The organism is Stutzerimonas sp. LR2 (assembly GCF_055755175.1).
Genome location: NZ_JBVTRR010000001.1, coordinates 304532 through 325743 on the forward strand (window position 1 = coordinate 304532; position 21212 = coordinate 325743).

Annotated in this window: 17 protein-coding genes; 10 read left to right on the top strand and 7 right to left on the bottom strand. The window is 64.6% G+C overall.

The features are described from left to right. The first annotated feature begins 74 nt into the window (after positions 1–74). Positions 75–464, top strand: a complete 390-nt coding sequence (locus ACVRRC_RS01425; RefSeq protein WP_017244093.1) for a DUF4168 domain-containing protein — start codon at positions 75–77, stop codon at positions 462–464. Between the two features lie 159 nt (positions 465–623). Here ACVRRC_RS01425 and ACVRRC_RS01430 read toward each other — a convergent pair whose 3' ends face one another. Beyond that, a complete protein-coding gene (locus ACVRRC_RS01430) occupies positions 624–1505 on the bottom strand; it encodes an alpha/beta fold hydrolase (protein ID WP_041755247.1) in 882 nt (293 codons plus the stop codon). Positions 1506–1968: 463 nt separating this feature from the next. On the opposite strand from ACVRRC_RS01430, the gene ACVRRC_RS01435 reads away from it, so the two are divergent. Then, complete coding sequence (locus ACVRRC_RS01435; protein ID WP_061373814.1) at positions 1969–2415, top strand: DUF2147 domain-containing protein; 447 nt, start codon at positions 1969–1971, stop codon at positions 2413–2415. An 83-nt stretch (positions 2416–2498) separates the two neighbouring features. On the opposite strand, the gene ACVRRC_RS01440 is transcribed toward ACVRRC_RS01435, so the two are convergent. Continuing rightward, positions 2499–3224 carry a response regulator gene (locus ACVRRC_RS01440; RefSeq protein WP_017244096.1) on the bottom strand — a complete coding sequence of 242 codons (726 nt, stop codon included), beginning with the start codon at positions 3222–3224 and terminating at the stop codon, positions 2499–2501. Then, entirely contained in the window at positions 3221–4828 is a 1608-nt protein-coding gene (gene dcuS, locus ACVRRC_RS01445; RefSeq protein ID WP_019407522.1) for a DcuS/MalK family sensor histidine kinase, read from the bottom strand. Before dcuS ends, ACVRRC_RS01440 begins: the two co-directional genes overlap by 4 nt. Before the next feature lie 267 nt (positions 4829–5095). Between dcuS and ACVRRC_RS01450 the strand changes: the two genes are divergently transcribed. Continuing rightward, positions 5096–6409 carry a 2-hydroxycarboxylate transporter family protein gene (locus ACVRRC_RS01450; protein ID WP_014595592.1) on the top strand — a complete coding sequence of 438 codons (1314 nt, stop codon included), beginning with the start codon at positions 5096–5098 and terminating at the stop codon, positions 6407–6409. 75 nt (positions 6410–6484) lie between these two features. Here ACVRRC_RS01450 and ACVRRC_RS01455 read toward each other — a convergent pair whose 3' ends face one another. The 3 genes from ACVRRC_RS01455 to thiI all read right to left on the bottom strand — a co-directional run bounded on the left by ACVRRC_RS01455 (position 6485) and on the right by thiI (position 11891). Next, positions 6485–8122: a methyl-accepting chemotaxis protein gene (locus ACVRRC_RS01455; RefSeq protein WP_095460831.1), complete on the bottom strand. Its 1638-nt coding sequence runs from the start codon at positions 8120–8122 to the stop codon at positions 6485–6487. Between the two features lie 326 nt (positions 8123–8448). Next, positions 8449–10269, bottom strand: a complete 1821-nt coding sequence (gene typA / locus ACVRRC_RS01460; RefSeq protein ID WP_011911593.1) for a translational GTPase TypA — start codon at positions 10267–10269, stop codon at positions 8449–8451. A gap of 167 nt (positions 10270–10436) precedes the next feature. Beyond that, the gene (gene thiI / locus ACVRRC_RS01465) at positions 10437–11891 is read right to left on the bottom strand and encodes a tRNA uracil 4-sulfurtransferase ThiI (protein WP_019407520.1); all 1455 of its coding nucleotides are present in this window, start codon (positions 11889–11891) and stop codon (positions 10437–10439) included. A gap of 340 nt (positions 11892–12231) precedes the next feature. On the opposite strand from thiI, the gene glnA reads away from it, so the two are divergent. The 5 genes from glnA (at position 12232) to ntrC (ending at position 17668) form a co-directional block, all read left to right on the top strand. Further along, the gene (gene glnA, locus ACVRRC_RS01470) at positions 12232–13638 is read left to right on the top strand and encodes a glutamate--ammonia ligase (RefSeq protein WP_011911591.1); all 1407 of its coding nucleotides are present in this window, start codon (positions 12232–12234) and stop codon (positions 13636–13638) included. Positions 13639–13802: 164 nt separating this feature from the next. Beyond that, a complete protein-coding gene (locus ACVRRC_RS01475; protein ID WP_011911590.1) occupies positions 13803–14357 on the top strand; it encodes a DUF4124 domain-containing protein in 555 nt (184 codons plus the stop codon). Then, complete coding sequence (locus tag ACVRRC_RS01480; RefSeq protein ID WP_080965120.1) at positions 14354–14983, top strand: DUF4124 domain-containing protein; 630 nt, start codon at positions 14354–14356, stop codon at positions 14981–14983. The genes ACVRRC_RS01475 and ACVRRC_RS01480 overlap by 4 nt, the downstream gene beginning before the upstream one ends. A gap of 169 nt (positions 14984–15152) precedes the next feature. Continuing rightward, complete coding sequence (glnL, locus tag ACVRRC_RS01485) at positions 15153–16235, top strand: nitrogen regulation protein NR(II) (RefSeq protein WP_017244102.1); 1083 nt, start codon at positions 15153–15155, stop codon at positions 16233–16235. Beyond that, positions 16232–17668 carry a nitrogen regulation protein NR(I) gene (gene ntrC / locus ACVRRC_RS01490; RefSeq protein WP_011911587.1) on the top strand — a complete coding sequence of 479 codons (1437 nt, stop codon included), beginning with the start codon at positions 16232–16234 and terminating at the stop codon, positions 17666–17668. Before glnL ends, ntrC begins: the two co-directional genes overlap by 4 nt. Before the next feature lie 83 nt (positions 17669–17751). On the opposite strand, the gene ACVRRC_RS01495 is transcribed toward ntrC, so the two are convergent. Then, entirely contained in the window at positions 17752–18198 is a 447-nt protein-coding gene (locus ACVRRC_RS01495) for a hypothetical protein (RefSeq protein ID WP_045157962.1), read from the bottom strand. Between ACVRRC_RS01495 and ACVRRC_RS01500 the strand changes: the two genes are divergently transcribed. Together ACVRRC_RS01500 and ACVRRC_RS01505 are read left to right on the top strand one after the other, a co-directional pair. After that, on the top strand, positions 18197–18679 hold the full coding sequence (locus ACVRRC_RS01500) for a tRNA (cytidine(34)-2'-O)-methyltransferase (protein WP_011911585.1): 483 nt from the start codon (positions 18197–18199) through the stop codon (positions 18677–18679). The genes ACVRRC_RS01495 and ACVRRC_RS01500 overlap by 2 nt on opposite strands. 89 nt (positions 18680–18768) lie before the next feature. Further along, entirely contained in the window at positions 18769–21141 is a 2373-nt protein-coding gene (locus ACVRRC_RS01505; RefSeq protein WP_472996548.1) for an FdhF/YdeP family oxidoreductase, read from the top strand. Positions 21142–21212: the final 71 nt, after the last annotated feature.

Consider the following 21212-nt stretch of genomic DNA (forward strand, 5'->3'; position numbering starts at 1 on the left):
ACATGAACTTTTATCGAAAAGCTGGCACGGCTACTGCACCAGCGAACCCGTCTTTAACCGAAGCAGGAATGAACATGACCCAGCACAACGCTCGTCTCGCCTTCGCCGGTATCTTTTCGCTGTTCCTCGGCCTGGCCGCCCCCCTCGCATCGGCCCAATCAGCCAACCCGGCACCGGCTGCCCAGCCCGCCGCCGGCGCTCAGGCGCAGCAGTTCAGCGAGAAAAAACTGGAGAGCTTTGCCGAGTCGCTCGGCGAGATCATGCAGATCCGCGAGGAGTTCACCGGCAAGCTGCAACAGACCGAAGACGCCAACAAGGCCCGCGACCTTCAGCAGCAGGCCAACGAGAAAATGCTTGGTGTGATCGAGGAAAACAACATCAGCATCGAGGAATACAACGCCATCAACGAAGCCGTGCAGACCGACCCGGAGCTGCGCAACCGCGTGATTGCGATGATGCAGTAAGCCGTCCCGGCGCTGCTGGCAAAGCAGCTCGCCCGAACGATCGGAGCCCCGCCCGGCCGATGCCGGCGGGGCTCTTTGGGTTTTTGATAACGACAACCTGATGCGCCACGCTTCAACAGCGGCGTGCTTCGAGAAGCGTTGGGCAGAGGTCCGGCGCGGTCACCGCCCGTGCAGTCCCTGCCTGAAGGCGAAGTAGTGTTCGAGCACCCGCTCCGGCGCCTCGACCTGCGGGTAGTGACCGATGCCCTCCAGCAGCACAGTGTCGGGCGCGGGAATCAGCTCGCGGTAGCGGGCCACCATGTGCGCGCCGGAGATCGGATCGGCCGCGCCGTCGATCACCCGCATCGGCACATCGCCGCGCTGCATGGCCGCCACCCATCGCTCGCGTTGTGCGACCCGCTCCGGCATGTAGCGGATCAGCCGGTGCATCACCGCAGGTCCGTTGCCTTCGGCGATCAGTCGCCAGTAATCGTCCAGTTCGGCATCGCTCGGCTGCGTCTGCGCACCGAACACCCGGCCGAACGTCGCCCCTAGCGTACGCCGCGAGAACAGCCGGCCTAGCAGAAAGCCGAACGGGCCGAGCAGCAGTTTCTGCACCCGCACCGGATGATGGGTTTCAGGGAACAGCCCGCCATTGAGGAACACGCAGCTGGCCAGCGTGATGCGCCCTTCGCAATGCCGCGCCAGCAGCTCCTGGGCGACGCTATCGCCATAGTCATGCGCCAGCACATGGATCGCACCGCCGATACCCAGCTCCGCCAGCAGTGCCTGCTGCAGGTCAGCCTGTTCGATCAGGCTGTAGGTGTGCCTGCGCGGCTTGGCCGAATAGCCGAAGCCGAGCATGTCACAGGCAATCAGCCGGTAACGCGCCGCCAGCGGCTGCCAGACCTTGTGCCAGTCCCAGCTGGCGGTGGGAAAGCCATGGATCAACAGCAGCGGCTCACCTTCGCCGGCCGTCCAGTAGCGAATGCGCTTGCCGCCGAACGAGAATTCGCGAGCGTTCGCGCGCCACGTGTCCAGTGCCATGCCTTCGGTGCTCATACGCGGTCGCTCGCGTCACTACTGCCAGCGCTCCCCGGCACGCCCGCGCCTGCGGCCGTGCCCTCCCAGGCGTAGACAGCGACCGGCCGAAAACCGGCAGGCAGACCAATACGGGGCTGCCCCTCGATAGGGGGCTTTTCGTTGAGATGAAGCGGATACAGCGTAAGGGCGACGGTCACGAGGGTTTCTCTTCTTCTTGTTCTGGCGACGGAACAGTCTAGCGGTACGGAATGGCATGCAGACTCGCGCTGCAGGCCAGCTTAGTGGCCCCGCGAGTCAGCCACGCGCGCAGGCGCGACATCGCCTTCACCGCCGATTTGCCCTCAGCCATGCCGAACCCAGCCGAAACAGGACGACTAAAAGGGCGTATGTGACGAGAACCAACCGGTCAGCCGGCAAGCAGCAACCGGGCTGTATCGCCGGTGATAGAGTCGGTGCCACCTATTCGATCACTGGAGAAACCATGCGCCCACTGTTCAACGCCCTGCTGCTGGCCCTGCCGCTCGCATTCTCTTCGCTGGCCTCAGCCGCCGACTCGCCCGCCGGGCGCTGGCAGACCATCGACGACGAAACCGGCAAGCCCAAGTCCATCGTCGAGATCCAGCAGGCGGCCGATGGCAGCCTGACCGGCAAGGTGGTGGAAATCCTGCAGTCGGACCATGGCCCGAACCCGCTGTGCAGCGAGTGCGAAGGCGAGCGCAAGGACCAGCCCATCACCGGCATGACCATTCTCTGGGACCTCAAGCCGGACGGCGAGCAGGTCTGGAGCAACGGCACCATCCTCGACCCGGCCAAGGGCAAGACGTACCGCTCCAAGGCCAGGCTGCTGGATGGCGGCAACAAGCTGGAGGTACGCGGCTACATCGGCATCGAGGCGCTGGGTCGCAGCCAGACCTGGGTGCGCCAGTAACGCCACCGTCGCCCCGGCTGGCCATGCCACGGGTCGGGCGTCTTCAACGGGCTAGCCGGCTGGCGGGCCGGCGATAGGCACCGTCAGCCCTGTGCCAGCCGCTGCAGCGCAACACGGTCGAGGCAGCGATAGCGGAACGACGGCCGGCCGATCTGCCCGTAGTGGAAGGACTCCTCCAGCAGCTGCGCATCCGTCAGGTGCTTGAGGTACTTGCGCACCGAGACGCGGGACATCCCGGTGGCGGTCAGCAGGTTTTCGCTGGTGAAACTGTCTTCCTCCAGCGCCAGGATCGCCTGCGCCACCTGGGCCAGCGATGCCGGCGTCAGCCCCTTGGGCAGGTCGCCGGGACGACGCACGTCCGCCGCGGCAGGCTGACTGAACAGCCGGTCGATGTCGCCCTGGCCGAGCTGTTCCGGCAACCGCGATAGCGCATCACGGGCGCGCCGGCAGCTCTCCACGGCATCGCGGAAGCGTTCGAAACTGAACGGTTTGACCAGGTAATCCCGCGCGCCGAGGCGCTGGGCGGCACGCACCGTCTCGATCTCCGATGCCGCAGTGATCAGCACGGCATCGGTGTTGCGGTCCTCGGCACGCAGGTAGCGCAGCACCTCGAGGCCGGAGCGGTTGCGCAAGTAGACGTCGAGCAGCAGCAGGTCCACCGTCTCGTCCGCCAGCAGTTCGAGTGCCGCCGGCACGCTGGCACACTGGCCGACCAGCTCGATGCCGTCGAGACGGGCCAGATAGTCCACGTTCAGGCGCATGACCATCGGGTCGTCCTCGACGATCAACACGCGCAGGGCGGTTTTCATGGTGTTCCCTCCGTGGCGGCGGTGCGATAGGGCAGCTCGACCTCGAACAGGCTGCCGCGGCCCGCTTCCGAATAGACCGCCAGGGTACCGCCCCAGGCGTCGACCTGTTCGCGCACCGCGGCCAGACCGATGCCGCGCCGCTCGCCCTTGGTCGATACGCCGCGCTCGAAGATCTGCTCGCGCACCTCGGGCTGGATGCCGCCGCCGCTGTCCTGTACGTGCAGCGAGAGCAGCGCCTCGTCGTAGTCGAGGGTCAGACTGACACGCTGCTCGGCCTGCTCGGCGACGGCCTCGAAGGCGTTCTCTAGCAGGTTGCCGAGGATGGTCACCAGGCCGTGGATCCGTTCCGGCGCGGCGGCCGGCACCGGATGTTCGACCTCCACCTGGAAAACGATGCCGCGCTCGCGGGCTTCGCTCTGCTTGCCCAGCAGGAAGCCGGCCAGGACCGGTTCGCCGATGCCCTCCACCAGCGCCGTGGCGGGCGCCAGCTGGTGATCGGCGAGGTCGCGCAGGTAGGCGCGCAGCGCATCCAGATCACCCATCTGCGCCAGCCCGAGCAGCACGTGCAGCTTGTTCTTGAACTCGTGGGTCGCCGCGCGCAGCGCTTCGGCATAGCGGCTGACGCCGGTCAGCTGTTCGGCCAGCGCGTTGACTTCACTCTTGTCGCGGAAGGTGGCGATGGCCCCGATCACCCGGCCCTGGTGACGAATCGGCGCGCGGTTGGCCAGGATGGCCAGGCCGTTGAGGCTGAACTCGCGATCCAGCTGCTCGCTGGCGCTGGCCAGCACTTCGGGCAGGCCGCTGGTGGGCAGGTACTCGGCGATCGGCCGCCCCAGCGGAGGCTTGCCCAGCCCGGTGCTGACCAGCAGGCGCTCCGCGGCCGGGTTGACCAAGGTGATGCGCGCCTGATCGTCGACCGCCAGCACGCCCTCGCGCACCGAGGCCAGCATCGCCTGGCGCTCTTCCACCAGGCGGGTGATTTCGTAGGGCTCCAGCCCCAACAGCACGCGCTTGATATAGCGCGCCAGCAGGTGCGCGCCGAGCACGGTCAGCAGCATCAGCACGAGCACGCCGACCACCACGTCGCGCCGATGCTCGCTGAGCAGCTCACCAAGGGAGGCCAGGGTCACGCCGACCGATACCGCGCCGAGCACGTCGCCCTGTGCGTCCAGCACCGGAGCAAAGCCGCGGATGCTGGTACCCAGGCTGCCTTCGGCGCGCGAACTGTAGGTTTCGCCGGCCAGCGCCGGGCCTTCATCATCACCGCGAAAGGCCTGGCCGATGCGTGCCGGTTCCGGATGGGTGAGGCGCAGGGCATGCCGATCCATCACCACGATGAAGTCGACCCCCAGCCGCTGGCGCAGATCGTCGATATCGCGTTGCAGCGGGTTGTCGGCTGTGAAATCCATGGTCATCCCGACCAGTGCCTGGCGCACGTCGTCACGCGCCGCAACGCTCTGTGCGACGTTGGTCACCCGCGCGGCCTGGCCTTCTTCGAGGGTGTCCTGCAGCTGGACGTTGAACAGCCAGAGCGCAAGGCCGAGGGCCAGCACCAGCATGACGGCGACCAGCAGCGAGATCAGGGTGTTCAGGCGCAGGCGCAAGGTCGTTCTCCAGTGGCTGAGCGGCCGCTCAAGGGCCGCGATAGAGGGCTGGATCGAGCCAGCGGGGCGCCGGCGGGTCAAGCTCGGTGGCGCTTTTTTTAGTTTCGTAATGCTTTTTTAACTTCGCCAAACATTGGCCGCGAAGCATCTCTGCTTAAGGTAGCCCCGCACGGTTGTCCGGCTGTGCACGTCCGCCCGCATCGGGCGCTATCGCAACCATGACCCGTACGCGCGCCGCCTGGCTGCCGCGTTCGAAGGAGTACAACAATGAATCGGACCCCGTTGAGCACTGCCGTGCCTGACTGCAACCCGTCCCTGTCCGTGTTTTCCCAGCGCATCTTCAATCTGCCGCTGCCACTGTTCGCCATCGCCCTGCTCGTCATGGTCGCCGCCATCGCCACCGATACCCTGCCCAGCGGGATGATCGGCGCGTTGCTGGTGATGATGCTGCTAGGCGAATTGCTCGGCTTTGCCGGCGACCGCTTGCCGATCATCAAGACCTACCTGGGCGGCGGCGCGATCCTGGCGCTGTTCGGTGCCGCGGCCATGGTCTATTTCGGCTGGCTGCCCAAGGCGGTGGCGGATGACGTCGCCAGCTTCATGAAGGGCGGCGGCTTTCTCGACTTCTATATCGCCGCGCTGATCACCGGCAGCATCCTCGGCATGGACGCCAAGGTGCTGGTCAAGGTCGGCTCGCGCTATGCGCTGCCGCTGCTTTGCTCGGTGCTGTTCGCGGCGCTGTTCGCCATGGCCGTCGGCGCGCTGCTCGGTTTCTCGCCGCAGGATGCGGTGGTGGTCATCGCCATGCCGATCATGGGCGGCGGCATGGGTGCCGGTGCGGTACCGATGAGCCAGATCTACGAGCAGTTGCTCGGACAGCCGGCCAGCTACTACATCTCGATCCTGGTGCCGGCCCTGGCCCTGGGCAACGTCTTCGCGATCATCATCGCCGGAATGCTCAACGGCCTGGGCAATCGCTACCCGTCACTGACCGGCAACGGCCAGATGATGCCGGGCGTGGATGTCAGCGACAAGGAAGGCCCGATCACCCTACCCGCGCTGGGCATCGGTCTGGTCGCGGCACTGAGCTTCTTCATCGCCGGGCAGATCCTCGGCAAGTTCGTGCCGTTGCATCCCTATGCACTGATGATCGTGCTGGTGGCGCTGCTCAAGATCAGCAACCTGGTGCCCGAGTCGATCAACGACGCCGCCTCCCAGTGGTTCCGCTTCGTCGCACGCAACTGGACCTTCGCCCTGCTGTTCGGCATCGGCGTGGCCTTCACCGACCTCGGCCAGGTGATCGACGCCATCTCGCTGACCTATGTGCTGATCGTTTTCGCCGTGGTTGCCGGTGCGGCGTTCGGCGCCGGCCTGGTGGGCAAACTGGTGGGCTTCTATCCGATCGAGTCGGCCATCACCGCCGGCCTGTGCATGGCCAACATGGGCGGCACCGGTGATGTCGCGGTGCTCTCCGCCGCCCGACGCATGTCGCTGATGCCCTTCGCGCAGATCTCCTCGCGCCTGGGCGGTGCATTGATCCTGCTGATTTCCAGCGTCGTGGTGCCGCTGTTCTTTACCTGACCGGCATTCCAGATCGTCGGAAAGTGAAAAGCCCCGGCCTTGTGGTCGGGGCTTTTCTGTCCAGCCAACGGGTCTTCAACCGCGGAAGTAGTTGACCTTGCGATTCAGCTCCTCGGCGAGCAGGGTCAGGTCCTGGCTGGAAGACGCCACCTGGTTCGAGGCGGCGGAACTGGCGACGGTGGAGTCGTGGATACGCGTGACACTCTGATTGACCTCTTCCGCCACTGCGCCCTGCTCCTCGGAAGCCGTCGCGATCTGCGCGTTCATTTCGTTGATCGAACCCACTTCCTGACGAATCTTGGCCAGCGCATTCTCCGCCTGCAGCGTCTGCTCGACGGTCTGCTGCGCCAGCTGCTTGCTCGACTGCATCACCTCCACCGCTCTGCCGGCGCCAGCCTGCAGCGAGGCGATCATCTCGCTGATTTCGCTGGACGACAGCTGCGTGCGGTTGGCCAGCGAGCGCACCTCGTCGGCCACCACTGCGAAGCCGCGACCATGCTCGCCGGCACGCGCCGCCTCGATCGCCGCATTGAGCGCGAGCAGGTTGGTCTGCTCGGCGATCGCGGTGATGACCTGCAGGATCTTTTCGATATCGCCGCTTTGCGCCGAGACCTGGTTGACGGTTTCGGTCGCGCTTTCCAGCACTTTGGCCAGGTTATGGATGGAGACGGCTGTTTCGCCGACGATTCGCGTACCGGTCTCGACCTGCTCGTCGGCGCTCTTCGCCGCTGCGGCGGCGCGGGCGGCGAAGCTCGCCACCTCGTTCACCGTCGTGGCCATCTGATTGATCGCCGTGGCCACCTGCTCGGCCTCGGCCGACTGATGCTGGATCTGCTGATTGCTGTTCGCCGACGAGGTACGCAGCTCACCCGAAGCGACACCGACGCCGTCGGCGGCAGCGCGCACCTCGGCAATGATTGCGGTGAGGCGGCTGGCCATCTTGGCGGTCGCCCCCATGACGCTGTCCGGGTACGGGGTAACGATTACCTGGCCGAGATCGCCATTGGCCAGGTTGCCGATCACGCGGGCCACCTCGTCAGGCTCGGCGCCGAGGGTCGAGCGCAGCTTGCGGATGATCACGACGGCAATGGCCACCCCGAGCAGAACCGCCACGCCAGTCACCGCGACGATGAGCGCGAGGAAGCCGCTGGCGGTTTCCCGGACCACGGCCACGTCCTGATTGATGCTCGCTTCCTGGTGATCGATGAATGCATTGATCAGCCGCAGCCATTCGGTATAGGCCCCGGCGACATTGTCCAAGAGGAATTCGTGGGCACGCGCCGAATCCTCGCTGAAGCGCAGTTCGACCACCTGCTGGGTCAGCGCATTGGTCTTCGCCTCGATGGTCTCGATCTGCTGCATCAGCTGCTTTTCTACGGTATCGGCAGAGGGCTGCGCGAGCATCGTCTTCATCGGCGCCGCCGAGTCAGCATACAGCTGCGCCAGGCGCTCGATCTCCGCCACCTGCCCGCGAGCGAGCGCGGGATCAGCAGCACTGACGGCGTCGCGCACGGCAATCGCACGGTCGTGCACGCTGCCACGGAAGTTGATCGCATAGCGTTGTTTCAGCCCAGCCTGCGAGCTGATCTGACTCATGCTCCGGTCGATGACGTCGACTTTGAGCGCGCTGACCACGGCGACCGCCACCATCAACGCCAGAATCACGAAAAATCCCAGGCCCAGGCGCATGGAAACCGACATCTGCTTGTTCATCGAACACTCCCTTTGCGAGGCTGCTCGGCAGCCAATCGGTCAGTCATCGAGGACCCGGACACATTGCACCGAGCCAAAACTTGTACAACATCATGTCATTGTGACATTACTTGTACAAGTTTTATTGCCGCCTGGACGGGCGCGAACTGCTGGCGGTGAGCCCGGCTGATAGGGATCCGGCTAAGCGATGCTGCTGTAAAAGGGTTGTACAACTTTCAATGCAACGTCCTCACAGGTCCCGGCGCCGCTGCGCTGGCCGATGTGCGGCGTGCGTAGAAACGCAAAAAGGCGCCCGAAGGCGCCTTTTTGCAGTTTCGCAACGGGGATTACACCTTGCTGCGCTCGTAACGCTTGCGGTCGTTCTCGTTCAGCATCTTCTTGCGCAGACGGATCGATTTCGGCGTCACTTCCACCAGCTCGTCGTCGGCGATGAACTCCAGTGCCTGTTCGAGGGTGAACTTGATCGGCGGAACCAGGGCGATGACCTCGTCCTTGCCGGACGCGCGCATGTTGTCGAGCTTCTTGCCCTTGGTGGGGTTGATCACCAGGTCGTTGTCACGGCTGTTGATGCCGCACAGCTGGCCTTCGTAGATGTCCTGGCCGGGCTCGAGGAACAGCTTGCCGCGAGCCTGCAGGGTTTCCAGCGAGTAGGTCAGTGCGGTACCGGTGGCCATGGAGACCAGCACGCCGTTCTGGCGGTTGGTGACTTCGCCGGCCTTGATCGGGCCGTAGTGGCTGAAGGTCGAGGTCAGGATGCCGGTACCCGAGGTCAGGGTCAGGAAGTTGTTGCGGAAACCGATCAGGCCGCGCGCCGGGATGGTGTACTCCAGGCGGATGCGACCCTTGCCGTCGGGGATCATGTTGGTCAGATCGCCCTTGCGCAGGCCCATCTGTTCCATCACCGGCCCCTGATGCTGTTCCTCGATGTCGATGGTGACGTTCTCGTAGGGCTCCTGCTTCTCGCCGGCCTCGTTCTCGATGATCACCACTTCCGGGCGGCCGACGGCCAGCTCGAAGCCTTCGCGGCGCATGGTTTCGATCAGTACCGACAGGTGCAGCTCACCACGGCCGGAGACCTTGAACTTCTCCGGGCTGTCGCCCTGCTCGACACGCAGCGCCACGTTGTGCAGCAGTTCCTTGTCCAGACGGTCCTTGATGTTGCGGCTGGTGACGAACTTGCCTTCCTTGCCGGCGAAGGGCGAGTCGTTGACCTGGAAGGTCATGGATACGGTCGGCTGGTCGACGGTCAGCGGCGGCAGCGCCTCGACGGTGTTCTGGTCGCAGAGGGTGTCGGAGATGTACAGCTCGTCCATGCCGGATACGCAGACGATATCGCCGGCGGTGGCTTCCTGGACTTCCACGCGCTGCAGACCGGAGTGACCCATGATCTTCAGGATACGGCCGTTACGCTTCTTGCCGTCGGCGCCGATGGCGGTCACCGGGCTGTTGGCCTTGATGGTGCCGCGAGCGATGCGGCCGATACCGATCACACCGAGGAAGCTGTTGTAGTCCAGCTGGGAGATCTGCATCTGGAACGGGCCGTCGACGTCCACCTTGGGCGCCGGAACATGGTCGATGATGGCCTGGAACAGGGCATCCATGTTGTCGTCCATGTTCTCGTGGTCCATGCCGGCGATGCCGTTCAGGGCGCTGGCATAGACGATCGGGAAGTCCAGCTGCTCGTCGCTGGCGCCGAGGTTGTCGAACAGGTCGAAGATCTGGTCGATGACCCAGTCAGGACGCGCGCCCGGACGGTCGATCTTGTTGACCACGACGATCGGACGCAGGCCGGCCTTGAACGCCTTCTGGGTCACGAAGCGGGTCTGCGGCATGGGGCCGTCCTGGGCGTCGACCACCAGCAGTACGGAGTCCACCATGCTCATCACGCGCTCGACTTCACCGCCGAAGTCGGCGTGGCCGGGGGTGTCGACGATGTTGATGTTGTAGCCGTTCCACTTCAGTGCGGTGTTCTTGGCCAGGATGGTGATGCCGCGTTCCTTTTCCTGGTCGTTGGAGTCCATCACGCGCTCGTTTTCCGCTTCTTTGCGGTCCAGGGTGCCGGACAGGCGTAGCAGCTTGTCGACGAGGGTGGTCTTGCCATGGTCGACGTGGGCGATGATGGCGATGTTGCGAAGATTCTCGATCACTGATTCGTTTCTCTGTAGATGGCTTCGAGCTCGGGCTGGAAGCTGGGAATAGTCCGGACGACGTCAGGCTGTCCGATTGGTTACGACTGGGGCCTTGCGATCAGCAGCGGTCGGGAGGGCGGTGGCGAATGCTGCCACCCAATAGCCCCGGCTGTTTCACCGATGCGTCAGGCCGGACGATAGACGCGAACATTTACATGCCCCTCGCTCAGCAGATGGTGAGCATGCAGGCGGCTCATGACACCTTTGTCGCAATACAGCAGGTACTGGCGGTTTTCATCCAGTTCCTTGAAACGGTTGTTCAGCGCGTAGAACGGCAGGGTCTGAACTTCGATGCCGGACAGTTCGAGGGGTTCGTCCTCGGCGGCATCGGGGTGACGAATGTCGAGGATGACCTGGCCGGCCATTGCCTCGCTGACTTCCTCGACCTTGATGTCTTCGCCCAGTTCGTCGATCACCCGGTCGATCGGTACCTGACGGGCACTGGCCAGAGCGCGCTCGAGGATGGCCATGTCGAACTGCTTTTCCTCGTGCTCGACGCGATAGCGCTTGGCGCGGGTGGTGGGGTTCTTGGAGATCACGCCGCAGTACTCGGGCATGTTCTTGGCGAACTCGGCGGTGCCGATCTGGAAGGCGGTGTCGATGATGTCCTGCTTGTGGCTGGCGATCAGCGGGCGCAGCACCAGCATGTCGGTGGCCGAATCGATCACCGAGAGGTTCGGCAGGGTCTGGCTGGACACCTGGGAAATCGCCTCGCCTGTGACCAGCGCGTCGATATGCAGGCGCTCGGCGATTTCGGTCGAGGCACGCAGCATCATGCGTTTCAGGACCACGCCCATCTGACTGTTGTCGACCTTCTGCAGGATTTCGCCGACCACTTCCTCGAACGGCACGCTGATGAACAGCACGCGGTGCGAGCTGCCGTACTTCTTCCATAGATAGTGGGCCACTTCCATCACGCCCAGCTCATGGGCGCGGCCGCCGAGGTTGAAGAAGCAGAAGTGGGTCATCAGGCCGCGACGCATCATCTGGTAGGCGGCAACGGTGGAGTCGAAACCACCGGACATCAGCACCAGCGTCTGCTCCAGCGCACCCAGCGGGTAGCCGCCGATGCCATCGTGCTGCTCGTGTACGACGAACAGGCGCTGGTCGCGAATTTCCATGCGCACCTCGATCTCCGGTGCCTTCAGCGAGATGCCGGCGGCACCGCACTGCTGACGCAGCTGGCTGCCTACATGGCGCTCGACATCCATGGAGCTGAACGGGTGCTTGCCAGCGCGCTTGCAGCGCACGGCGAAGATCCTGCCCGGCAGGCGCTCGGCGTAATGCGCCTTGCACCTGGCGACGATGTCGTCGAGATCACCCAGCGGGTATTCGTGCACTTCCAGACAATGGGCGATGCCGGGCGTGCAGCGCAGGCGCTCGATCATCTCGCGCAGCGGCTTGGGCTCGCTGAGCGCGGTTTCCACCTCGATGTTGTCCCACACGCCTTCGACCCGCACCTCGGGGTCGAGCTCGCGCAGCACGGTGCGGATGTTCTTCGCCAACTGGCGAATGAAGCCCTTGCGCACCGGCGGGCTCTTGATGGTGATTTCGGGAAAAACCTTGACGATCAGCTTCATGGAAACAGCGCGGGTGCCGGTATGGCTGGAAAAGAGGGGCGCGGAGTATAGCGGAAACTGCTCAAGATTTAATCGCTTTCTTTGAGGCCGGGCGCCGCGCACCAAAACAATGCGCAGCCACGACCGCTCGCACCATTAACGCGCACGCTTTGACCATGACGACTAGCATTTAGCACGGCCAAACGCCGCGGCAGCGCTGTTGCGGGCCTGCAGTCCCAAGAAGGAGCACTGGCATGCAATTTGCTCTCTTGTGAGGCAGGTCGCCTTGGCGGAACATCGCCGCCCGGCTTCACCCTGATTCGGAAGCTCACTGTCACGCTTCCACCACTTGGAGAACACCATGTCGAAGTCGCTTCAACTGATCAAAGATTACGATGTGAAGTGGATTGATCTGCGCTTCACCGATACCAAAGGCAAGCAGCACCACGTCACCGTCCCGGCTCGTGATGCCCAGGATGAAGACTTCTTCGAGCACGGCAAGATGTTCGACGGTTCGTCCATCCATGGCTGGAAAGGCATCGAAGCCTCCGACATGATCCTGATGCCGGTCGACGAGACCGCGGTACTCGATCCGTTCACCGAAGAGCCGACCCTGATCCTGGTCTGCGACATCGTCGAGCCGAGCACCATGCAGGGCTACGACCGCGACCCGCGCTCCATCGCCAAGCGCGCCGAGGAATTCCTCAAGACCACCGGTATCGGTGACACCGTTTTCGTTGGCCCGGAGCCGGAGTTCTTCATCTTCGACCAGGTCAAGTTCAAGTCGGACATCTCCGGCTCGATGTTCAAGATCTACTCCGAGCAGGGCTCCTGGATGACCGACCAGGACGTCGAAGGCGGCAACAAGGGCCATCGCCCGGCCGTCAAGGGCGGTTATTTCCCGGTTCCGCCGTGCGACCACGACCACGAAATCCGTACCGCCATGTGCAACGCCATGGAAGAGATGGGCCTGGTCGTCGAAGTGCACCACCACGAAGTGGCCACTGCCGGTCAGAACGAAATCGGCGTGAAGTTCAACACCCTGGTCGCCAAGGCTGACGAAGTTCAGACCCTGAAGTACTGCGTGCACAACGTCGCCGACGCCTACGGCAAGACCGCCACCTTCATGCCGAAGCCGCTGTACGGCGACAACGGCTCGGGCATGCACGTACACATGTCGATCTCCAAGGACGGCAAGAACACCTTCGCTGGCGAAGGCTATGCCGGCCTGTCCGAGACCGCTCTGTACTTCATCGGCGGCATCATCAAGCACGGCAAGGCGCTGAACGGCTTCACCAACCCGTCGACCAACTCCTACAAGCGTCTGGTCCCGGGCTTCGAAGCACCGGTCATGCTGGCCTACTCGGCGCGCAACCGCTCGGCCTCGATCCGTATTCCGTACGTTTCCAGCCCGAAAGCCCGTCGTATCGAAGCGCGCTTCCCGGACCCGGCTGCCAACCCGTACCTGTGCTTCGCTGCACTGCTGATGGCTGGCCTGGATGGCATCCAGAACAAGATCCATCCTGGCGATGCCGCCGACAAGAACCTGTACGATCTGCCGCCGGAAGAAGGCAAGCTGATCCCGCAGGTCTGCGGCAGCCTGAAGGAAGCCCTGGAAGAGCTGGACAAGGGCCGCGCGTTCCTGACCAAGGGCGGCGTGTTCTCCGACGAGTTCATCGATGCCTACATCGAGCTGAAGTCCGAGGAAGAGATCAAGGTGCGCACCTTCGTGCACCCGCTGGAATACGACCTGTACTACAGCGTCTGATCCAGTTCGCGTGACAGGAAGGCCACCCTCGGGTGGCCTTCTTCGTTTCTGCCCGGCGACCGTGATCCGTGCAGCTTGTCACGCCTCGCAAATCGCAGCGATCGTGCTTGCCTGAAGGCCGCTGCAGTGCAAGGCTTCGGCAGTCAAACTCCGCGGAGCCTCCCATGCGTAGCGCCCTGTTCAGCCTGCTGTTCATCCTCAGCGTCCCGGCCTTCGCCGAGATCTACAAGTACACCGACGCGCAAGGCAATACGGTGTTCACCAACCAGCCGCCGGAAGGCGTGCAGGCCGACACCGTGGACCTGCCGCCGGCCAACACCGTGAACATCCGCACGCCCGAGCCGCCGCCTCCTCTGCCGGACCGTCAGCAGAACCAGCAGGCGCCCTACCAGACGCTGATGCTGAGCGGCATTCCCGACGCCGAGGCACTGCGCGCCAATAACGGCACCTTCGTCGTCAGCGCCCTGCTGGAACCGCCGCTGCAACCGGGCCATACCTTGCGCTTCATGCTCGACGGCATCCCCCAGGCCGCACCCAGCCCGGCGACCTCGCTGCAACTGAACAACGTCGAACGCGGCGACCATCGCCTGCACGTCGAGGTACTGAGCGGCGAGCGCATCATCCAGCGCAGCGAGCCGGTGTTGTTCACCGTGCAGCGGGTCAATACCTCGAGCCCCGCACTGCGTCCGCCGCCACCGAAGCCGAGACCAGCTCCTTGAGCATCCTTCGCAACGTCACGACCATCCTGTTGCTCGGCACCGCCCTGCCTGCGCTGGGCGGTATCTATTCCTACACGGATGCCGAGGGCAACCGGGTCTTTACCGACCGCCCTAGCGGCCAGGCAGTGGAAGAGGTGCAGCTGAAGCCCTCCAACAGCATGGCAAGCCAGCCGACACCCGCCCCGCGTGCGGTCCAGCCGCCGAAGCAGCAGGCGGCAGCCATCCGCTATCAGCTGCAGATCCTCAGCCCGACCGCAGACGAGGCGATCCGCAACAACGCCGGCACGGTCAGCGTCACCGTAGAGGCCGAGCCCGCGCTGCAGCCCGGCCATTTCTACCAGCTGCTGCTTGACGGCGAGCCATTCGGCGCCCCCGGCGAGCAGACCAGCTTCCAGCTGAGCAATGTCGATCGCGGCACCCATCAGCTGGCGGTCGCGGTGGTAGACGCACAGGAGCGGGTCCTGCAACAGTCAGAAAGCCGGTCCTTCCATCTGATTCGCACCTCATTGGCCCAGCGGCGCATGGTCAATCCGTGCAAGAAAGCCGATTACGGCGTGCGCCCGGAATGCCCGCTCAAGGACAAACCGGTAGAAAAACGCGACATTCCTTTCGTGCCCTTTCTATGATCATTGAGTGCACCTGTTTGGTGCGCCCAATGAACGAGCCGATCGTTCGTCACCAAATTGGGTCACCGGACAGCCCGTAGGGCTGCAGCATCACACCGATCCGCGCCGCAATGGCGCGCTTGGTTTGGTTCTTGCATTTCCTGCACGAACCTTCGGATGCAGACCAGCCATGATCAACGAAGCCCTGCAACGCCTGCTGATCGAGAACCTGACCACCGCGACGCTGCTGCTCAACTCGCGCTTGCGTCTGGAATACATGAACCCGGCAGCCGAAATGCTGCTGGCCGTCAGCGGTCAGCGCAGCCATGGGCAATTCATCAGCGAACTGTTCACCGAATCACCGGAAGCCCTGGCGGCATTGCGCCAGGCTGTGGAAGAAGCCCACCCCTTCACCAAACGCGAGGCAACCCTGACCTCCGCCACCGGCCAGTCGCTGACCGTCGACTACGCGGTGACCCCGGTGCTGACGCGCCAGGAGACCATGCTGTTGCTGGAAGTGCTGCCACGCGACCGGCTGCTGCGCATCACCAAGGAAGAGGCCCAGCTGTCCAAGCAGGAAACCACCAAGATGCTGGTGCGCGGCCTGGCCCACGAGATCAAGAACCCTCTGGGCGGCATTCGCGGCGCGGCGCAGCTGCTGGCCCGCGAGCTGCCGGAAGAACACCTGAAGGACTACACCGAAGTCATCATTGAGGAAGCTGACCGGCTGAGAAACCTCGTCGACCGCATGCTCGGCTCGAACAAGCTGCCGTCACTGGCGATGACCAACATCCACGAAGTGCTCGAACATGTGGCCAGCCTGATCGAGGCCGAATGCCAGGGAAGCATCATTTTGGTGCGCGACTATGACCCGAGCATTCCCGAGGTCCTGATGGACCGCGAACAGATGATCCAGGCCGTGCTCAATATCATGCGCAACGCCATGCAGGCCCTCGCCGGGCAGAACGAGCTGGGCCTGGGCCGCCTGACCCTGCGCACCCGCACGCTGCGCCAGTTCACCATCGGCCATATCCGTCATCGCCTGGTGGCGCGCATCGAGATCATCGACAACGGCCCGGGCATCCCCGCCGAACTGCAGAACACGCTCTTCTACCCGATGGTCAGCGGTCGCCCGGACGGAACCGGGCTGGGCCTGGCCATCACCCAGAACATCATCAGTCAGCACCAGGGTCTGATCGAATGCGAGAGCCACCCCGGCCACACCGTGTTCTCGATCTTCCTTCCGCTGGAACAAGGAGCCACATCAGCATGAGCCGAAGCGAAAACGTCTGGATCGTCGACGACGACCGCTCCATCCGCTGGGTCCTGGAAAAGGCCCTGCAACAGGAAGGCATGGCCACGCAGAGCTTCGACAGCGCTGACAGCGTGCTGGCCCGCCTCGCCCGCCAGCAGCCGGATGTGATCATCTCCGACATCCGCATGCCCGGCCTCAGCGGCCTGGACATGCTCTCGCAGATCCGCGAGCAGTACCCGCGCCTGCCGGTGATCATCATGACCGCGCACTCCGACCTGGACAGCGCGGTGGCTTCCTACCAGGGCGGCGCCTTCGAGTACTTGCCCAAGCCGTTCGACGTCGACGACGCCGTGTCGCTGGTCAAGCGCGCCAACCAGCACGCCCAGGAACAGCAGAACCAGCAGCAGCCGGCCAACCGTCATCACACACCGGAGATCATCGGCGAGGCACCGGCGATGCAGGAGGTGTTCCGCGCCATCGGCCGCCTCAGCCATTCCAACATCACCGTGCTGATCAATGGCGAATCGGGTACCGGCAAGGAGCTGGTGGCCCATGCGCTGCACCGCCACAGCCCACGCTCGGCATCGCCGTTCATTGCGCTGAACATGGCGGCGATTCCCAAGGACCTGATGGAATCCGAGCTGTTCGGTCACGAGAAAGGTGCCTTCACCGGTGCGGCCAATCAGCGCCGCGGCCGCTTCGAGCAGGCCGACGGCGGCACCCTGTTCCTCGATGAGATCGGCGACATGCCGGCCGACACCCAGACCCGCCTGCTGCGCGTGCTGGCCGATGGCGAGTTCTACCGGGTCGGCGGCCACACGCCGGTGCGGGTCGACGTGCGCATCATCGCCGCGACGCACCAGGACCTGGAAACCCTGGTGCAGGCCGGCAAGTTCCGCGAAGACCTGTTCCACCGGCTGAACGTCATCCGCATCCACATTCCGCGCCTGGCCGATCGCCGCGAAGACATTCCGGCACTGGCCGAACACTTCCTCGCCAGCGCCGCGCAGGAGCTGTCGGTGGAGACCAAGGTGCTCAAGCCGGAAACCAAGGAATACCTGCAGCATCTGCCCTGGCCGGGCAACGTGCGCCAACTGGAGAACACCTGCCGCTGGATCACGGTCATGGCGTCCGGGCGCGAAGTGCATGTCGACGACCTGCCGCCCGAGCTGCTCAACCAGCAGGCCGAGGCGCAGCCGGCGCACAACTGGGAACAGGCGCTGCGCAACTGGTCGGATCAGGCCCTGGCGCGCGGCCAGAGCAACCTGCTCGACGAGGCGGTGCCGGCCTTCGAGCGCATCATGATCGAGACCGCGCTCAAGCACACCGCCGGTCGCCGCCGCGATGCCGCGCTGCTGCTTGGCTGGGGTCGCAACACCCTGACGCGCAAGATCAAGGAGCTGGGCATGCGCGTCGATGGCAGCGATGACGACGACGGCGACGACAGCTGATCAGACGCTGATCCGACCTGCGACAAAGAACCCCGCCACTGGCGGGGTTCTTCTTTCTGACGCACCAGCCATGTGCGAATCCGTCATGGTCGCCAGGGCGACACGCTGACCTCCACCTGCCAGCCGCCGTCGCCGCGCGCGCCATGCCACTGCCCCTGCAGCCGCCGCGCCGCCACCAGATGCAACAGCAGGCCCTTCTCGGTCTGCTGCACGCGCCAGGCCACAGGCATGCCGTCGATCTGCAGCTGCCCGGATTGCGCCTCGCCCTCGGCCTGGAACAACAGGGCGAACGCCCCCTCCAGATGCTCGTCATAGGTCTCCGGCTTGCGGTCGAAGCGCAGCGACAGCCCCTGTGGCAGCACCTGCACCGCCTCCAGCTGCACCGGCCCGGGCGCGGTGAGCCGGCCGATCATCAGCCCCACCAGCAGCCCGATCAGCACCAGCGAACCGAAAAAGGTCCGGCGTATGCGGCGCATCGGGTCCTTCGCCCCGGTAGAATGCCGCCGGTCTTCAACCTCGGTGCTGCGCATGTTTCACGTGATCCTGTTCCAACCGGAAATACCGCCCAATACCGGCAACATTATCAGGCTCTGCGCCAATACCGGCTGCCACCTGCACCTCATCGAGCCGCTGGGTTACGAGCTGGACGATAAACGCCTGCGCCGCGCCGGCCTGGATTATCACGAATATGCCACGCTGGAGCGCCACGCCGATCTGCCGAGCTGCCTCGCGCGGATCGGCATCGACGCCGCCAACCCGGACGGCCCACGGCTGTTCGCCTTCACCACCAAGGGCTCGCAGCCCTTCCACGAGGTGCGTTACCGGCGCGGCGACGCCCTGCTGTTCGGCCCCGAAAGCCGCGGCCTGCCGCCAGATATCCGCGATGCCCTCCCCAACGAGCAGCGCTTGCGCCTGCCGATGCGTCCCGACAGCCGCAGCCTGAACCTGTCCAACACCGTGGCCATCGCGGTCTACGAGGCCTGGCGTCAGCACGGTTTCGCCATGGAGTGAATCGCACAACCTTGTGACAAAGCGCCCTGAACGATCCGGCGCGGGCCCCGTCGTAAACAGACAAGCTCCCTTGCGAAAGGAGGAACGACGTGTCCCAGACCAAGTTCAAACCCTACCGTGCACCGGCCGGTGGCTGGGGATCGGCCTACTCCGTCGCCAACATCCTGCTGCGTGAACGCGTCTCGCCGGCCGGCATCGGCCTGCTGCTCAAGCAGAACAAACCCATCGACGGCTTCGCCTGCGTCAGCTGCGCCTGGGCCAAGCCGCACCCCTCGCGGCCGCTGTCGTTCTGCGAGAACGGCGCCAAGGCCACGGCATGGGAAAACACCTCGTTGCGTTGCGGCCCGGAATTCTTCGCCAGGCACAGCGTCAGCGAGCTGCTCAACTGGAGCGACTTCGACCTGGAACAACAGGGCCGGCTGACCCATCCGCTGCGCTACGATGCCGCCAGTGACCATTACCAGCCGGTCAGCTGGGACAGGGCCTTCGCCGAGATCGGCGCCGAACTCAAGGCCATGGACGATCCCGACCAGGTGGTGTTCTACATGTCCGGGCGTGCGGCGCTGGAGACGGCCTACATGTATGGCCTGCTGGCGCGCCTGTACGGCACCAACAACCTGCCGGACAGTTCCAACATGTGCCACGAGAGCACCTCGGTGGCGCTGCCGGAAAGCATTGGCGTACCGGTGGCCACGGTCACCCTGAACGATCTCGAGCACACCGACGGATTGTTCTTCTTCGGCCAGAATACCGGCACCTCCAGCCCGCGCATGCTCCATGAACTGCAGGCCGCGCGCGAGCGCGGGGCCGAGATCGTCACCTTCAACCCGCTGCGTGAGCGCGGCCTGGAGCGCTTCGTCAACCCGCAGTCGCCGCGCGAGATGCTGACGCCGGACAGCACGGTGATCAGCACCCAGTATCACCAGCTGGCCATCGGCGGCGACATGGCGGCCATCGCCGGGATGTGCAAGGCGCTGTTCGCCATGGACGACCTGGCCATCGCCGAAGGGCGCCAGAGGGTGCTCGATGTCGCCTTCATCGAGCAGCACACCCATGGCTTCGAGGCCTTCGAAGCACGCATCCGCAGCTACACCTGGGAGCAGCTGGAACGTCGCTCCGGCCTCACCCGCGCAGCGATGGAAGCGGCAGCCACCGCCTATGCCCGCTGCGAGCGGGTGATTGCCCCCTATGGTATGGGCCTGACCCAGCACCGCCACGGCGTGCAGACCATCCAGATGCTGGTCAACCTGCTCCTGCTGCGCGGCAACATGGGCAAGGAGGGCGCGGGCATCCTGCCGGTGCGCGGCCACTCCAACGTGCAGGGTCAGCGCACCGTCGGCATCACCGAAAAGGCAGCGAAGGTGCCGGTGGACAACCTGCGTCGGCAGTTCGGTTTCGAGCCGCCGAGCGAAGATGGCGTGAATACGGTAGAGGCCTGCGAGGGCATCCTCGACGGCAGCATCCGCGGCTTCATCGGCCTGGGCGGCAACTTCGTCCGCGCCATTCCTGACACCCTGCAGATGGAGCCGGCCTGGCGCAAACTGCGGTTGTCGGTGCAGGTGTCGACCAAGCTCAACCGCAATCACCTGATCACCGGCGAAGTGTCCTATATCTTGCCCTGCCTCGGTCGCACCGAGATCGACCGCCAGGCCACCGGCGAGCAACGCCACACAACCGAGGACAGCACCGGCTGCATCCGGGCCTGGCGCGGCGCCGCCGAGCCGGCTGGCGAACTGCTCTTATCGGAACCGGCGATCATCGCGCGACTGGCCAAGGCCACGCTCGCGCCCAATGCGATGCTGGACTGGGACGCCTGGGTCGCGGACTACAGTCTGATCCGCGACGCCATCGCCGAGAGCTACCCGGAGATCTTCCACGACTTCAACGTGCGCATGATGGAACCCGGCGGCTTCCATCGCCCGCTCGGCGCCAGTCAGCGGCGCTGGGACACCGAGACCGGCAAGGCCAACTTCATCAACCCGCCTTCGCTGAGCATGGACCCGGATACCGAGGAAGGCGGCCACGAACGGCACGACGTGCTGCAGATGATGACGCTGCGCAGCAACGACCAGTTCAACACCACGGTCTATGGGTACGACGACCGCTTCCGCGGCATTCACGGCACCCGCGCGGTGATCCTGATGAACCGCAACGACATCGTCCGCCTGGGCCTGGCCGAGAACGACCGCATCGAGGCGATCACCGTGGTCGATGACGGCGTACACCGCGCGGTCGGCCCGCTGCGGGTGACGCCCTACAGCATTCCGGAGGGCTGCTGCGCCGGCTACTACCCCGAATGCAACGCCCTGCTGCCGGTCTGGCACCATGCCGAACGCAGCAAGGTGCCGGCGGCCAAGTCGATTCCGGTGCGGCTGCGCAAGATGATCGCCGCGGCGGTAGCCGGAGACGTGCCGCGCCAGCCCAGCCGCCCGCAACGCAGCGAACAACCAGGGCCTGCGTAGCGCCTCGTGCAGAACCACGGCTGTCGATGAACCTCACCGACAGCCGTTGAAAAGCCGGCAGCAGTCCCCCA

What these genes read in the sequence shown, in the direction of transcription:
- ACVRRC_RS01425 (WP_017244093.1), top strand. Translation starts at nt 75, where the DNA reads ATGACCCAGCACAACGCTCGTCTCGCCTTCGCCGGTATCTTTTCGCTG.
- ACVRRC_RS01430 (WP_041755247.1), bottom strand. Translation starts at nt 1,505, where the DNA reads ATGAGCACCGAAGGCATGGCACTGGACACGTGGCGCGCGAACGCTCGC.
- ACVRRC_RS01435 (WP_061373814.1), top strand. Translation starts at nt 1,969, where the DNA reads ATGCGCCCACTGTTCAACGCCCTGCTGCTGGCCCTGCCGCTCGCATTC.
- ACVRRC_RS01440 (WP_017244096.1), bottom strand. Translation starts at nt 3,224, where the DNA reads ATGAAAACCGCCCTGCGCGTGTTGATCGTCGAGGACGACCCGATGGTC.
- ACVRRC_RS01450 (WP_014595592.1), top strand. Translation starts at nt 5,096, where the DNA reads ATGAATCGGACCCCGTTGAGCACTGCCGTGCCTGACTGCAACCCGTCC.
- ACVRRC_RS01455 (WP_095460831.1), bottom strand. Translation starts at nt 8,122, where the DNA reads ATGAACAAGCAGATGTCGGTTTCCATGCGCCTGGGCCTGGGATTTTTC.
- thiI (WP_019407520.1), bottom strand. Translation starts at nt 11,891, where the DNA reads ATGAAGCTGATCGTCAAGGTTTTTCCCGAAATCACCATCAAGAGCCCG.
- glnA (WP_011911591.1), top strand. Translation starts at nt 12,232, where the DNA reads ATGTCGAAGTCGCTTCAACTGATCAAAGATTACGATGTGAAGTGGATT.
- ACVRRC_RS01475 (WP_011911590.1), top strand. Translation starts at nt 13,803, where the DNA reads ATGCGTAGCGCCCTGTTCAGCCTGCTGTTCATCCTCAGCGTCCCGGCC.
- glnL (WP_017244102.1), top strand. Translation starts at nt 15,153, where the DNA reads ATGATCAACGAAGCCCTGCAACGCCTGCTGATCGAGAACCTGACCACC.
- ntrC (WP_011911587.1), top strand. Translation starts at nt 16,232, where the DNA reads ATGAGCCGAAGCGAAAACGTCTGGATCGTCGACGACGACCGCTCCATC.
- ACVRRC_RS01500 (WP_011911585.1), top strand. Translation starts at nt 18,197, where the DNA reads ATGTTTCACGTGATCCTGTTCCAACCGGAAATACCGCCCAATACCGGC.
- ACVRRC_RS01495 (WP_045157962.1), bottom strand. Translation starts at nt 18,198, where the DNA reads ATGCGCAGCACCGAGGTTGAAGACCGGCGGCATTCTACCGGGGCGAAG.